The sequence below is a fragment of the Cyclonatronum sp. genome, from assembly GCF_022565315.1.
Taxonomy (GTDB): Bacteria; Bacteroidota; Rhodothermia; order Balneolales; family Cyclonatronaceae; genus Cyclonatronum.
The window spans coordinates 1-14,523 of the sequence record NZ_JAIUMX010000093.1; the positions used below are offsets into that span (position 1 = coordinate 1).

The window sequence follows — 14,523 nt, forward strand, 5'->3', positions numbered from 1 at the left end:
AGCCGGGTTTATGGCTCCTGCTGTTTTTTGAGCTCAAATTCAACGGCATTAGATTTTTTGACGATATCCTTTATCATGTCGTCCAGCTCACAGGTGCTTTCAATCAGATAGTCGAAAAACCGGCTATATTCAGCGGGGGCAAGATTTTGTTCTGTTTTAAGCAGGTTGGCTATGCCTAACACCTTTGCAATGGGCTGCCGCACAAGGTGCGACTGTTCCCACGCAATTTGTCTAAGGGTCTCATTTTGCCGCAGAATCTTCTGCTCACTTTCTTTGAGCCGCGTGATATCAACCGCCATGCCTGTGTACCTTATAAGCTCCCCATGCTGATCGTAAACGGGATATTGCTTTGCACTCACCCACCTGATCTCACCATCCGGCCGGATAATTCTGTAGTCACAGCTGAAGTGTTTCTTTTCGGCGGAAACCGAAAGAGCCTCATAAAATAAAGGCAGGTCGTCAGGGTGAATCGCGTCCTGGTAAGCGTCGGGCTGATCATACAGGCTTTGGAGGCTTCTTCCCCAGATAGTTTCGTATGCTTTGTTGGCGTAAAGCATCTTGTTATTCTTTTCATTACGCAGCCAGATCAGTAGCGGGATGTTCTCAGCGATGTCCTGAAATTTTGCCTCACTTTCCTGTACTTTCATGAGAGCGTGCATCCGCTGGGTAATATCAATGCCGGTTGACTGATATTCGCTAATGTTGCCCTCATCATCAAAAAGGGCGATATCGGTCCATTCCTGATATACGATCTTCCCGTTAGGAAGCTGAGTCTGATGGATTTGGGTTTTTACCGGCTCTTTTCGGGAAAGCGAGCGAATATGCTGCAAGACCCCGGCATGTTCCTGTTCGGGAATAAAAGTAATAAACGGTTTACCAAGCAGTTCTTTTTCCGATACCCCAAAGGCGCGGCAGTAGGCGCTGTTAACATAGGTGAGCACTGTTTCTGCATTGTAGCGGCAAATCATTTCTCGTTGGGTGTTTAAAACAGAGCTCAGCTGCTGTTTGGTTGCCTTCAGGCTGGCTTCGAGGCTTTTCTGTTTGCTAAGGTCAACATGGCAGCCTACTGCGCGAATGGGCTTATTGTCTTTGTCCCATTCAATAACCCTGCCAACACAAATTACCCAAACCGTACTGCCGTTTTTATGCCGGTAGCGCACTTCGTTATAAAAGGGTTTTTCACCTTTTGTATCAACATGTTTGCGAAAAGATTCCATGACCCGTGCCAGGTCTTCTTCAAAAATGAGCTTCTGCCAGGATTCAGGAATGTTTGCAATTTCATGATCTTCATACCCAAACATACGTTTGAAGCCCGGACTCATATATTCACAATTGTCTTTTAGGTTCCAATCCCAGTATCCGGCGAGCAGATCATCAAAAACCTGCCTCATGCCCAACTCCTGATCCTGCATTTTTTTCCGAAGCTGGTGCAGGGCGGCATTTTCATGCGCGAGACAGATAATTTTCTCCGGAATGCCGGCTTCATTTTTCCAAATCCTGAAAGACCATTTTGTGTTTACAGCCTTCCCGCCCCTAAAGGGCATTTTGAGAGTAACTGAAACCGGTTTATCGGGATCAGAAAGCAGCTTTGCCATGGTCTGTGTAACGGCATTCTGGTCTTCAGGGTTAAGACTGCTGAAGGAGCGTTTGCTGGTATTATTATGAGAGGGGGAATGGAAATCACGCTGATAGAACTCATTCATGAAGACGAATCTGCCTTCAAGATCAGTGTGCACCTCATACACCTTATCAATTATCTTACGCTGCGCAAGCTGATCCCGTGCCTGCCTGAAAGTGTGTTCGCCGGAGATTTTCTCAGTAATGTCGGTAAAAATGGCGGCAAAGAAACCTTTCTGATTGGTGAAGGCCTTTACGCTGAACCATTTTTTGAGCTGCTCTACATACTGCTCTGTACTTTTGCTGAGTTGCTGTTCAGCAACTTCGGCATAAAATGAAACCCAGTCGAATGTCAGCTTTTCCAGCGGGAAAAGCTGACTGTGCCGCTTTCCCTGTATATCAGCTTTGTTCAGTCCCGTTTCAGCCTGAAAAGCATCATTCACCAATAAAAATTCAAAATCACAGGGTTTCCCGTTTTCATCATAAAGCATTTTGTGCCACGCAAAGGCAACGGGAGAATCAATCAGCAAGCTCTCGAAATCGGGATACATAAAACAAATTGAAATTCATATTTACCCATTAAAAAGATGAATATAAGTACCTAACGCCTAAATGTGTGTGATTAAATTGACCCATCCCGCATTTGTTTGCATATAGCATATATTTTAAAAAAAAGGCTGCTCCGAAAGTCGGAGCAGCCTTACATGTTTACCGGCCGGTAAAATGCGGCCGGCAGGTTTCAGTATATCGTTTACTGAAACTTAGCCGAGTTTAACGATAAGGTCGGCGGTTCTTGCAGAGTAACCGGCTTCGTTATCGTACCAGCCTACTACCTTCACGAGGGTTCCGTCAACTTTGGTGATTTCGGAATCGAAGATCACGGAATGCGGGTTGCCAAGAATGTCGGTTGAAACAAGCGGCTCATCGGTGTACTCAAGAATACCTTTGAGCGGGCCATCAGCGGCAGCTTTGAAAGCGGCCAGTACCTCATCAAGCGTGGTTGCTTTTTTAACAACACAGGTGAAGTCGGTCATTGAGCCGTTGGCAACGGGAACGCGCACTGCGCCGCCGTCGAGCTTGCCTTTGAGGTGCGGAAGCACAAGGCCTACTGCTTTGGCAGCACCGGTTGTGGTAGGAACAATGTTTACGGCAGCAGCGCGGGCACGGCGCAGGTCTGAGTGCGGTGCATCTACAGTGCCCTGATCGCCGGTGTACGCGTGGATGGTGGTCATGAAGCCTTTCTCTACGCCGAAGGCATCATCAAGAACTTTAACCATCGGCGCGAGGCAGTTGGTTGTACAGCTTGCGTTGGAATAAATATCGATTGATTTGTCGATTTCAGCATCATTCACGCCAAGTACAACGGTTTTAACATCGCCTTTGGCCGGAGCTGAAATAATGACTTTTTTGGCACCTGCTGTAAGGTGTTTGCCGGCAGCATCTTTGCTTGTGAAGAAACCGGTGCTTTCAACTACAGTGGTAACACCCAGCTCGCCCCATGCGAGATTCTCAGGGTTACGGTCGGCTTTAACTACAATTTTCTGACCGTTGATTACAAGAAAGCCGTCTTCAGCCTTAACTTCGCCGGGGAATTTGCCGTGCACTGAGTCGTACTTAAACAGGTGGGCCAGGGTTTTGGCATCGGTGAGGTCGTTTACAGCTACCAGTTCAACTTTGTCGCTGTAGTTGCTTAAAATGAAACGCGTTACCAGACGGCCGATTCGTCCAAAACCATTAATACCTACTTTAATTTTACTCATCTTATGTTTCTTTTTTTTGGGTTGGTTGTAAGTGTACCGCAACCGTGCTAAGGGTCGCACCGGGTTGCAGAATTAAAAATTTTATGACCGTAATGTACTATTTATACGTGTATTTATCAATAAAAACGAATATCAGTATGTGAATTTAGTTCAGGTATTTGATAATTCTTCATGAAACCGCTTTTATGGCTTTGCATTATTGCAATATACTCAGCCGGAACTATTTAGCACTTTCTGAACATATATAGCGCAACAGCATAAGTGCTTCACAAAAGGTTTTATATTACCCTTTTAATCCACTACCGATACCCGAAAACGCGCGCTCAAACTAATATGATGGTTTCAGATTTTCGAACTCACAGCCCTTCAGTCAGTTTTACTAATGCCTCCGTTGCTGCAGTTTTGTTTGCAGCATTTTTAATGCTCACTTTCCCGTTTCATGCTCAGGCTGAAAGACTCACTACAGATACGGCCCTGAGCGATACCCTGCAGGTAACGCTCGAAGATGTTCGTATCGAAGCCGCCCGGCTTACCGAAACCTCGGCTCAGGCGCCCTTCGCGGTTACGACCTTCCGGATTTCGGAAGAACGCAGGCTGAGCGCTCCCGGACTCGTGCTCACTGAGCCGCTCAGGGGCATTCCCGGCCTTTGGGTTAACGACCGGAATAATTTTGCCGTTGGCGAGCGCATTTCAATCCGGGGGATGGGATGGCGGGCCGCATTCGGGGTTCGGGGTATTCATATTCTGATGGACGGCGTGCCCCTCACCATGCCCGACGGTCAAAGCATCATGACGCTGATCGACCCTTCCTTTATTAAAGATGTGGAAGTTGTTCGCGGACCGGTTTCTTCCTTTTGGGGAAATGCCGGCGGCGGCGCCCTGCTGATGTCAACCGCCAATTTTTCCCCCGAACCCCATGTAAGGGCGCGCGTATCTGCGGGAAGTTTCGGCTACAGCAAGCAGGATGTGGAAGCCGGCTTTAATGTTGGAGGCAACCGTTATCAGATTTACGGCTCGCGGCTGTGGCAGGATGGCTTCCGCGATCACAGCCGCTTTGAAGCCTGGCGCTTTGGCGGGCATGCTGATATCACCCTCGATGAGCGCTCGCGGCTGCGCCTCACCGCCGCCGTGCTTGAATCCCCTGCGAGCGACAACCCCGGCGCCCTCACCGCGACTGAAGCCGCCGAAACACCCGACCTCGCGGCCCCCAACAATCTGGCGCAAAACGCCCGCAAAATTACGCGTCACGGGCAGTTTGGCGCGCGCTACCGCCTGCTGCTCGATCAGGGAGATCTCGAAGTTCAGACCTGGGGCCTGGCCCGCAAGCTGCAGAATCCGCTGGCATTTGCCTGGATTCAGGTTGACCGCCTCGCCGGCGGACTCCGGTCCACGCTTCAGCAGGAGTATCAGGATTTCAGCTTCGGCGTCGGTTTTGACGCGGCCATACAGAGCGACAGCCGCCGCAATTGGGTGAATGAAGCCCGGAACGGCGGGGATCAGGGCCCCCTCACGCTGGATCAGCAGGAGGATGTGTACAGCCTTGCCGCTTTTTCACGCGTGAAAATTCCCTTCGGTAACTTTGCGTTTTCCGCCGGTCTGCGGGCTGACTGGTTCGATTTTCGTAATAGCGCCCGGTTCCGGCAGGGTGGGGAAGACACTTCCGGCAGCCGCAGTTTCGGCGCCCTCAGCCCCATGGCGGGCATAAGCTATCAGAGCGGCGACTGGTTCACCTACCTCAACTTCACCACCGGTTTCGAAACCCCGACAACAACCGAGCTGGTGAACCGCCCGGATATGACCGGCGGATTCAACCCCGACCTTCGCCCTGAGCGTACCATCGGGCTTGAGCTCGGTACCCGCAGCACACTTTCCCAGCTGAACCTCACCCTCGATGCTGCCGTGTTTACCATGTATGTTGATGATGTGCTGCAGCAGTTTGTCGGGGAGAACGACCGAAGCTATTTCCGCAATGTCGGCGCGACCCGTCACAACGGTTTCGAGCTCTTTGCCGAATGGATGCCGGTCAGGATGTTCACCCTGCAGGCTGGCTACAGCTTCAGCGACCTTACTTTCGACAGCGATGAGCTCGTGCAGGCAGGGGAAGGACTCAAAGGGAATCAGCTGCCCGGCATCCCGAAGCACCGCATCAGCGGTTATGCGGAAGTACGGCCGGGCGCCCTGCAACTGCGCCTTGAAGGCGACTACAGCGCGAGCTATTACGTAAACAGCATCAACTCGGCCAAAAACGATGCTTACGCAGTGTTTAACCTGAATGCTTCCTGGATTTCGCTCCCGGTAGGCGATCACACCCGCATCACCCCCTTCCTGCAAATCAACAACATTTTTGATGAGCGCTACAACGGCTCGGTCATCATCAACGGTTTCGGCGGGCGCTTCTACGAGCCCTCCCCCGGCCGCAACTGGCAGGCAGGGATTAATGTGCGTTTCAGCTAACCCGCTTAAAGCGCAATCTGCCCTTCGCAGCGATTCTGGCCCTGCCGTAAATCGCAGCGCCTGATTTTATTCTTTGCATCAAAAGTGCTGTTTCCACGTCCCGGTTCGGGCGTTCTTCTCCGGATTCCCGCATCCGGGTCTCACGAGCTTTACGTTTAGTTTTTGGGAGAACTCCGTGCACATCACTGGCTTTTGGTGCCAGCTTCTGACACCCCAATTCGGCGGAGAACACCTTGCTTTTTTATGGGCGACAGTATTTTGGCATCAGGCTATCTGCAAAAAATAAAAATCAGCCGCTCCTTACAAAATTGCAAGCAGTCAGGGCGGGTTCATAGCGAAACATGCGTTTTTCTGTACCGGAAAAATGTAGAGTTGCTCAGACAGATTCCGGACGGCAGTTATCTGTTAAATTTGGCGCACCTTTTCGTGAAACAGGCAAAAAGCAAGGGCTTCTCCGTAGGATTAGGGTGTCAGAAGCTGGCACTGTACACAGTGATGTGCACGGAGTTCACCCCAAAAAAAATGCAATACGACCGGTACTACCGGAGAATCGCAGAAAAAGGCGTTATCAAACGCCTTCTTCTGCTAAAATGCTGAGCCGCTGCTTTCAGGCTTTATAGCTCTTTAATCGACCTCACGAGGTCTTCGAGGGTACCTTTGGCGTCGCCGAAGTACATGTAGGTGTTTTCGTTGTAGAAGAGGTCGTTTTCGATGCCGGCGTAGCCGGTGTTCATGCTGCGCTTGAATACAACGACCTGTTTGGCTTCATCAACGTTCAGGATGGGCATGCCGTAGATCGGGCTGCCGGGGTTGGTTTTGGCCTGCGGGTTCACCACATCGTTTGCGCCGATTACGAGTACCACATCGGTGCGGAAGAATTCATCGTTGATTTCCTCCATGTCAAACAGCTGCGAGTAGGGTACGTTGGCCTCGGCAAGCAGCACATTCATGTGGCCCGGCATGCGGCCTGCCACGGGATGGATGCCGTAGCGGACATCCACGCCTTTTTTCTGAAGCAGGTCGGCGACCTCGCGGATTACGTGCTGCGCCTGCGCAACCGCAAGCCCGTAGCCGGGCACAACGACCACGCGCTTGGCGTAGGCCGTCATCACGGCCACATCGGTTGACTGCACTTCGCGGATGGATTTATCCCCGGTATCAGCGCCCGCGCCGGCTGTACCTGAGCCGCCGAATTTGGCGAAGAGTACGCTCGTGAGCTTGCGGTTCATGGACTTACACATGATGTCGGTGAGGATGAGTCCCGCTGCCCCAACCAGCGCCCCGCTCACAATCAGCAGGTTGTTGTCGATCACAAATCCGGCGAAAGATGCGGCAATGCCCGAGAGCGAATTCAGCAGGGAAATCACAACCGGCATATCTGCACCGCCGATACGGATCACAAAAAGCACCCCAAGCACGATAGAAATACCGCTGATCAGCAGAACGGGCGCCACTTCCAGCGGCTGTGCAAGCAGCCATCCGATCCCGAAAAGGGCAACGAGAAGCAGCACCTGATTCAGCGCATTCTGAAACGGAAACAGGATGGCGTTGCCTTTAATGAGGCCGTTGAGCTTGGCGAAGGCCACAAGGCTTCCGGTGAAGGTCACCGCGCCGATGAGCACGCTCAGGCCCATGATCAGCAGATCGGCAGCAGGCAGGGCGGCCTCGGTTACGCGGAACCAGGCCCCGAGGGCAACCAGCGCTGAGGCAATACCGCCGAATCCGTTGAAGACGGCAACAAGCTCCGGCATTTTGGTCATTTCTACTTTTTTGGCAGCCGCTGCACCCAGCAGCGAGCCCACAATTACGCCGGCAAGAATGTATTCGAAGGCAATAATTTCGCGGTCGAGCAAGGTCACAATCACCCCGAGAAACATACCGAGCGAAGCCAGCTGATTCCCCGAGCGGGCCGTTGCCGGCGAGCTGAGGCGCTTCAGCCCGAGAATAAAAAGCACGATAGCAGCCAGATAGGCAAGCTCAACAAAATTCGGGAGGAAGCTGTACCAGGATTCAGGGATAAAGGTCTCCATCAGGCTTCATCCTCCTTCTTTTTCTTGAACATTTCGAGCATGCGGTCGGTCACCATAAATCCGCCCACCACATTAATGGTTGCGAAAACGATGGCCAGAAAACCGATGATGGTTGCCGTAGTGCCCGAACCGGAGCCTGCAATGGCGAGCGCTCCTACAAGGGTGATGCCGGAGATGGCGTTGGCCCCGCTCATCAGCGGGGTGTGCAGGGTTGTCGGTACTTTTGAGATGACCTCAAACCCCACGAAACAGGCCAGCACAAAAATGAAAAGGTTGAAAATCAGAGATTCCATATCGGAAAGTAAGGGTGTTAGAATGTCAGGTAACTCAGGAAGCGCTCAGGCCAAGCTGCGAGCGCACGAAGGGGCTCACGACCTCACCCTGATGGGTAACGGTGCTGCCTTTTACCACTTCGTCTTCGAAATCCAGGCTGAGGGCGCCGTCTTTGACAACGAGCTCCAGCAGGTTGTTCAGGTTCCGGGCGTACAGCTGACTCGCATGCAGCGGCAGGGCAGCGGTGATGTTGGTAGGCCCGAATATGCGCATGTTGTGGATTTCGGTCATTTGGTCGGCCTGTGTAAGCTCGCAGTTGCCGCCCTGTTCGGCGGCAAGGTCCACAATCACGGAGCCGGGCTTCATGCCCTCAACAGCGGAGGCCCGGATGAGCAGCGGCGCTTTTTTACCGGGGATGAGCGCAGTGCTGATCACGATGTCGGACTGCTTTACGCGCTCCTGAATGGCTTCTTCCTGCAGTTTTTTGCTTGCTTCGGAAAGCTCTTTGGCGTAACCGCCGGCGGTCTCGGCCTGCTGATCTTCCTCAGCAAGGGGCACGTCCACAAATGTTGCGCCGAGGCTCTCGACCTGCTCCTTAACTGAGGCCCGCACGTCAAAGGCCTCAACGACTGCGCCGAGGCGTTTGGCCGTTGCAATGGCCTGAAGGCCGGCAACCCCGGCGCCTAACACGAGCACCTTGGCGGGCGCGATGGTGCCGGCGGCGGTCATCATCATGGGCATGTATTTGGCGAGCGCGTCGGCGGCGATCAGCACGGCCTTGTAGCCGGCAATGGAGCTCATGGAGGATAGCGCGTCCATTTTCTGCGCACGGGAGATACGGGGCACGGATTCCATGCCGAGCGCGGTGATCTCTGCTTTGAGGAGGGCGTCAACAAGCTCGCGGTTCTGCGCGGGCCACAGGAATCCGCCGAAAAGGCTGCCGGGCTTCATCTTTGCAAGCTCGGCATCGGTGGGGCGGTTTACTTTCAGGATGATGTCGGCTCCGGTAACGGCATCATCTGTAATCACGCATCCGGCCTCTTTGTAGGCTTCATCCGTGAAGAATGAGGCGAGTCCGGCATTTTTTTCGACCCGCACTTCCAGTCCTTTGCTGACCCATTTGGCAGCCGTTTCCGGATTAAAGGCTACCCTTGTTTCACCGGGTCTTGTTTCTTTCACAATTCCGATAATCACGATAAGTGTCTGAACTCCTTTTAGCTTTAAAAAATAAAGCGATTTATTGGTGAGGTTAATTCACTGTTAATTTTTCCAAAAACTCTCAAACACCGTTTCAGTACAAAGCGGTTCAAATCAACCCAAAAATACCATTTTATTTGGGAAATGCAGTGCCCGCCCCACCACGTAGTTTTATAAATGACTGAATATCAACAAATTAGTATTTGGGAAGGAGAAATCGAAGCGCTTTTAAAGCCGCCGGCTGCCGGAATGAGGAGGAGCGAACCGGAGGCCGGCATGAGGAGGCGAAAGACTGGTATGATATATGCACTGAACCATTCAGCCGAATTTGGTTGTTGTAACAGCTAATTCAGTCTTGCAGAATCCATTATTCATCATAATTAAGAGAACCATTTATGAGTACCAAAATGAAAGCAGCCTATTACGAGGCATTCGGAAGTCCGGAAGAAAAACCTGTCAAAGTGGGAGAATTGCCCAAACCTTCGGCAGGGGAAGGGGAAGTGCTGATCAGGGTGAAAGGCGCCGGGGTGAACCCCGTTGACGCTTACACGGTGCGGGGGATGCTGAAAGATGCGTTTCCCTGTAAGTTCCCGCTTATCCCCGGCTGGGATGTAGCCGGTGTGGTTGAAGAAACGGGTCATGCGGCCCGCCGCTTCAAAAAGGGGGATGCTGTGTTCGCCTATGCGCGACGCCCCGAAATTCAGCACGGCACTTTTGCGGAATACATCAGCCTGTCGGAAGCCTATGTCGCTGCGGCGCCGGCTTCGGTGAGCATTGAGGAAGCCGCAGGCATTCCGCTCGTGGGACTCACAGCCTGGCAGTCGCTTTTTGACGCCGGTAAACTCGAAGCTGGTCAGACGGTACTTATTATCGGCGCCTCAGGCGGAGTTGGGTCGGTAGCCATTCAGCTGGCCAAAAATGCCGGCGCGAAGGTGATTGCCGTGGCAAGCAGCGCCAACCATGCTTTCATGCAGGAGCTTGGCGCGGATGCCTGCATCGACTACCATACCGCTGACATCGCCGCTGATATCGAAAAAGCAGCGGGCGGCCCCCTCGATTTGATTTACGACTGCTCGCGCGGGGATGTGCTCTCCAAAACGCATCAGCTGCTGAAGCAGGGCGGACATCTCGTTTCCATAACCAACAGCAAGCCGGAGCGCCGGGATGATGTGACGTTTCAGTACGTTTTCGTGGAGCCTAACGCCCCGCAGCTCGAAGAACTCGCCCGCCTTACAGATGCCGGGAAGCTGAAAATCCACGTTTCCAAAACCTACCCGCTCAACGAGGCTGCTGATGCCCTGCAGCAGATCGAAACCCTGCACACCAAAGGTAAAATTGTAATCAGAATGTGATCTGTAGCCGTGACCCGAAATCCTGAAGTTTGGGTTGCCTTTTCGTGTTATTGAGTTTGAACCCTCACACCGCACTGCAAAGCCCGGAGACGTATTTTTACGTCTTCGGTTTTTCACAGCCCCGCATTAACTTCTTATGCCCGGTCATAGCATTCTGATTTGAAGCCCGGTGCGAGCAACTTTCTGATCATACATTCGGAATGCGGGCCTTCTGTAAAGGATTTCTGTCAGGTAAAATGAACCTGACAGGAATCCTTTTTTTTGATCAGTCCTTCCGGATCGTTTTGCCTTTCGGGGCACCCTCGCGTATGGCGAGCTGTCCGCAGCCGGCGTCGATATCGTCGCCGCGGCTGCGTCGCACGGTCGCCCTAACATGCTGATCGCGCAGGGCGCGCATGAACGCATCGAGGCGCTCTTCACGCGCACGCAGCAGCTCCACACCGGCCACATTATTATACATGATGATATTGATCTTGCTCGGCGCCCATTTCGAGATGCGCGCAAGCCGCTTCGCGTCCTCAGCCGTGTCGTTGAACTGATCGAAGAGCAGGTACTCGTAGGTTACCGGCATCTCCGTTTTCTGATGATAATACTGCACCGCATCTTTGAGGGCCTTCAGGTTGAGGGAGCTGTTGATGGGCATAATTTTATCCCGCTTTTCATCGCTTGCCGCGTGCAGGGAAATCGCGAGCCTGAACGGCTGCTGCTCGTCAGCGAGCTTCTGAATCTGCTTGGTGAGCCCAACCGTTGATACGGTGATACGTTTCGGCGACAGCCCCAGGCTTTTTTCGTCGCAGATAATCGCGGCCGATTCGGTAACCGCGCTGTAGTTGTGCAGCGGCTCGCCCATCCCCATATACACAATGTTGGTGATGCCCTTCCCGTAGGTTTCTTCCGAAACGGTGTTGATTTTCACAACCTGATCCACAATTTCCCCCGGACTCAGGTTTCGGAGGAGGCCCATTTTGCCGGTTGCGCAGAACGAGCAGCCGAACACGCAGCCGACCTGTGAGCTCACGCACACGGTAAGCCGCTTTGCGCTTCCGTCGTCTTCGAAATCAGGGATCAGCACGGCTTCGACCCGGTGACCGTCGGTGAGGCCGAACAGGAACTTGATGGTGCCGTCGGCCGAGCGCTGCTGAGAAGCCGGATCTATGGTGCCGACTAAGGCCGTTTCGGTCAGCTCATCTCGCAGCGTTTTGGGCAGGTTGGTCATCTCGTGGAAATTGCGCACATCTTTCTGATACATCCACTGAAAGAGCTGATCGGCGCGGAACCGCTTCAGGCCGCGTTCACGGCAGAAATCGGACAGCTGAGCCCGGCTGAGGGTTTTCAGATTGGTTTTGAGGGCCGGAAGTTCATCCGTTGCCGCGGCAGGAGAGAGGGGAGTTTCGGAAATTTTCATAGCGCTTAAGATACAAAAAAGGAGGGAGATGCGGGGTACCAAAGCCGGACTTCCTTCTGCCCTCAAACGCAGCTCAAAGGCAAGGGACGCATCACCCTGAATGAAAATGAGAAATATTTCTCATTTGTTGTTGAATGTGAGAAATTTATTTCTTTATTTCAGGATGTCATCATCCTAACACGACTTAATACCAACCAATCTGACGGAACCATCCTATGAAACATCTGATACAAACTGCCGTGCTTGCTGTATTCGGGTTCACGCTGATGCTGGCTGATATAGCCGAAGCGCAGTTCTTCCCGCACAACGACTCTACTTTCGCTTTTGTAACAACCACCAACGCTTTCGGGCGCATCCAAACCTACGACGGCGGCGACGGCCGCTGGGATTCCTTCGACGATAAAGTGATAGACCGCTTTTATCAGATGGTCGGTTTTAACAGCAATTATGTGTGGAACCCAAACGACGATCCGGATATCAACCTCATCGATACGGTGTACTATGCCGGTGAAGGCGACGTGATGTATTTCCGCGAGCTGCTCATGGATAATTCTTTCCGCAGCAATCCGCCTTTCGACATTGAAGTGCACACCCTCGTGCGCCTATTTAAAGATGAAGTCTATGGCCTTGCCCGGCTTGGCGTTGTGCGTCAGGCGGAGAATGAGTTTAAGCTCACAGCCCTGCTGCGCGCCAAGATTTTTGAAGAATGGGGTGGCGAAACGCTGGAGTGGGATGCTGCCTCGGAGCGTCTGTACATTTTCAATAACAATGCAGCCATTGGCATTCAGGCACTTACCGCCGATCCGGTTGGAGTGGTACTGATGGATTTTGACGAGTACGACAGTACCGATCCGGCGCGCGACAACGCCCGAGACTTCGCCCGATGGGATATCATGGTTGAAGAAGACTTCCCGACAAGCTCCATCACAGCAGGACCCGACGGCGGCTGGGCATTCATGAATTTTGGGGACGTTTCCAACATCGCGACCGGCGATACCGCCTACGTCTGGATTGCCTTCACGCACGGTCCGGATCTTGATGATGTTGACGACCGCCTCGATGCAGCTATTGCAAAAGCCGAAGACCTCGGCATTATCGGCGATCCCGTTTCCGTTGGTCCTGAAGGCCCCGACGCTCCGGTGCGTATCGCCCTTGAGCAGAATTACCCGAACCCCTTCAACCCGACGACTAACATCCGCTTCGCGTTGGAAGAAGCCGGCCATGCAAGCCTCACGGTTTATGACATGCTCGGGCGTCAGGTTGCCGTGCTCGTAAATGAGCGGCTCAGCGCCGGCACGCACACCTTCGGTTTCGATGCTGCTAACCTCTCCTCCGGGGTGTACCTGTACCGCCTGCAGGCAGGCGGTCAGACCATGACCCGCAGCATGACCCTCATGAAGTAACACCCGTACCCTGATCAGTTCGTTGATTTACAAAATGATTGATTGATCGAATACTACCGCGCCGCCGGTTGAATGCTGTCCGGCGGCGCGTTTTTTTTCTGATGCACGGGAGTTTTTTTTAGGATGACAGCATCCCAAACCTTCCGGCACCTGCCGCGACCCGTTACGGCCCGGTTGCGCTGTTTAGATCTGTATGATTTGACCTGATTCCCACCATCAATGCCCATGAAACGCATTCTTTTTCTGAGCCTTTTCCTGTTGCTGTGTGCCGCAACAGAAACGGCCTTCGCCGACAAAATTGCCGGCCGGATCACCGACGCCCGGACCGGGGAGGAGCTGATCGGCGCCAATGTTTTCATCATCGAAACCGCGCAGGGTGCCTCAACGAACCTGCAGGGCGAGTACATTATTCTGAATGTGCGACCCGGCACCTATACCCTGCGGGTGACCTACATCGGGTATCAGACCCAGATTATTCAGGAAGTAGTGGTTCGTACCGATCTCACCACTACAATTAATATTGCGATGGATCCTGACGGCGGCATAGCGGGGGAAGAAGTTGTGGTAATAGCCGAGCAGCCGCTCATCCGAAAGGATGAAACCGCGACCCGGCAGTCCGTCTCCGGCGATCAGATCAAGAACCTGCCCGTTCAGAATTTTTCGGATGTCGTTGCACTGCAAAGCGGCGTCGTTTCTGCAGGCCGACGGTCGTTCAACATCCGCGGGGGGCGCTCGAATGAAGTCGCCTTCATGATCGACGGCGTGATGGTGCGCGACCCGGTCAGTGGTTCCGTAGCCACCAACCTCGGCAACGATATCATCGAAGAGCTTACCCTGCTTTCCGGCACCTTCAATGCCGAGTACGGCAATGCGATGTCGGGCGTCATCAACATCACAACCCGCGAAGGCGGCAACACCTACCGCGGACTCGCCGAGGTAAATCAGAGTTTCGGCTTCATCAACGAGCAGTCCGATTCGCTGTTCGGCCGGCCGGCAAGTAACCTCTACAGCTTCCGCCTCGACGGACCCATC

The 14,523-nt window shown here is 53.1% G+C and carries 10 protein-coding genes; 4 read left to right on the forward strand and 6 right to left on the reverse strand.

All coding sequences use genetic code 11. The annotated features are described in order from the left end of the window. Positions 1-8 precede the first annotated feature (8 nt). On the reverse strand, positions 9-2,168 hold the full coding sequence (locus LAT75_RS12415) for a PAS domain-containing protein (protein ID WP_291482992.1): 2,160 nt from the start codon (positions 2,166-2,168) through the stop codon (positions 9-11). A 210-nt stretch (positions 2,169-2,378) separates the two neighbouring features. Next, positions 2,379-3,377 carry a type I glyceraldehyde-3-phosphate dehydrogenase gene (gene gap, locus LAT75_RS12420; protein ID WP_291482993.1) on the reverse strand — a complete coding sequence of 333 codons (999 nt, stop codon included), beginning with the start codon at positions 3,375-3,377 and terminating at the stop codon, positions 2,379-2,381. A 420-nt stretch (positions 3,378-3,797) separates the two neighbouring features. Here gap and LAT75_RS12425 point away from each other — a divergent pair, with 420 nt between their 5' ends. Further along, positions 3,798-5,831 carry a TonB-dependent receptor gene (locus LAT75_RS12425; RefSeq protein ID WP_291482994.1) on the forward strand — a complete coding sequence of 678 codons (2,034 nt, stop codon included), beginning with the start codon at positions 3,798-3,800 and terminating at the stop codon, positions 5,829-5,831. 614 nt (positions 5,832-6,445) lie between these two features. Here the strand turns inward: LAT75_RS12425 and LAT75_RS12430 are convergent. Genes LAT75_RS12430 through LAT75_RS12440 form a run of 3 tightly spaced genes read right to left on the reverse strand, consistent with a single transcriptional unit; the run spans position 6,446 to position 9,313 of the window. Further along, complete coding sequence (locus LAT75_RS12430) at positions 6,446-7,861, reverse strand: NAD(P)(+) transhydrogenase (Re/Si-specific) subunit beta (RefSeq protein WP_291482995.1); 1,416 nt, start codon at positions 7,859-7,861, stop codon at positions 6,446-6,448. Beyond that, complete coding sequence (locus LAT75_RS12435) at positions 7,861-8,154, reverse strand: NAD(P) transhydrogenase subunit alpha (RefSeq protein ID WP_291482996.1); 294 nt, start codon at positions 8,152-8,154, stop codon at positions 7,861-7,863. The genes LAT75_RS12430 and LAT75_RS12435 overlap by 1 nt, the downstream gene beginning before the upstream one ends. 34 nt (positions 8,155-8,188) lie before the next feature. Continuing rightward, positions 8,189-9,313 (reverse strand): Re/Si-specific NAD(P)(+) transhydrogenase subunit alpha, encoded by a 1,125-nt coding sequence (locus tag LAT75_RS12440; protein WP_291482997.1) that lies wholly within the window; start codon positions 9,311-9,313, stop codon positions 8,189-8,191. A 413-nt stretch (positions 9,314-9,726) separates the two neighbouring features. Between LAT75_RS12440 and LAT75_RS12445 the strand changes: the two genes are divergently transcribed. Further along, positions 9,727-10,683, forward strand: a complete 957-nt coding sequence (locus LAT75_RS12445; RefSeq protein WP_291482998.1) for an NADP-dependent oxidoreductase — start codon at positions 9,727-9,729, stop codon at positions 10,681-10,683. A 265-nt stretch (positions 10,684-10,948) separates the two neighbouring features. Here LAT75_RS12445 and rlmN read toward each other — a convergent pair whose 3' ends face one another. Next, on the reverse strand, positions 10,949-12,088 hold the full coding sequence (gene rlmN, locus LAT75_RS12450) for a 23S rRNA (adenine(2503)-C(2))-methyltransferase RlmN (protein ID WP_291482999.1): 1,140 nt from the start codon (positions 12,086-12,088) through the stop codon (positions 10,949-10,951). 215 nt (positions 12,089-12,303) lie between these two features. On the opposite strand from rlmN, the gene LAT75_RS12455 reads away from it, so the two are divergent. Together LAT75_RS12455 and LAT75_RS12460 are read left to right on the forward strand one after the other, a co-directional pair. Further along, positions 12,304-13,491 (forward strand): T9SS type A sorting domain-containing protein, encoded by a 1,188-nt coding sequence (locus LAT75_RS12455; protein ID WP_291483000.1) that lies wholly within the window; start codon positions 12,304-12,306, stop codon positions 13,489-13,491. A gap of 225 nt (positions 13,492-13,716) precedes the next feature. Continuing rightward, positions 13,717-14,523, forward strand: an 807-nt coding sequence (locus LAT75_RS12460) for a carboxypeptidase-like regulatory domain-containing protein (RefSeq protein WP_291483001.1), incomplete at its 3' end; no start/stop codon positions are given.

Excerpts from the sequence above, each read along its gene's own strand:
- LAT75_RS12435 (WP_291482996.1), bottom strand. The coding sequence starts at position 8,154 with ATGGAATCTCTGATTTTCAACCTTTTCATTTTTGTGCTGGCCTGTTTC.
- LAT75_RS12415 (WP_291482992.1), bottom strand. The coding sequence starts at position 2,168 with ATGTATCCCGATTTCGAGAGCTTGCTGATTGATTCTCCCGTTGCCTTT.
- LAT75_RS12455 (WP_291483000.1), top strand. The coding sequence starts at position 12,304 with ATGAAACATCTGATACAAACTGCCGTGCTTGCTGTATTCGGGTTCACG.
- LAT75_RS12430 (WP_291482995.1), bottom strand. The coding sequence starts at position 7,861 with ATGGAGACCTTTATCCCTGAATCCTGGTACAGCTTCCTCCCGAATTTT.
- LAT75_RS12425 (WP_291482994.1), top strand. The coding sequence starts at position 3,798 with ATGCTCACTTTCCCGTTTCATGCTCAGGCTGAAAGACTCACTACAGAT.
- gap (WP_291482993.1), bottom strand. The coding sequence starts at position 3,377 with ATGAGTAAAATTAAAGTAGGTATTAATGGTTTTGGACGAATCGGCCGT.
- LAT75_RS12445 (WP_291482998.1), top strand. The coding sequence starts at position 9,727 with ATGAGTACCAAAATGAAAGCAGCCTATTACGAGGCATTCGGAAGTCCG.
- rlmN (WP_291482999.1), bottom strand. The coding sequence starts at position 12,088 with ATGAAAATTTCCGAAACTCCCCTCTCTCCTGCCGCGGCAACGGATGAA.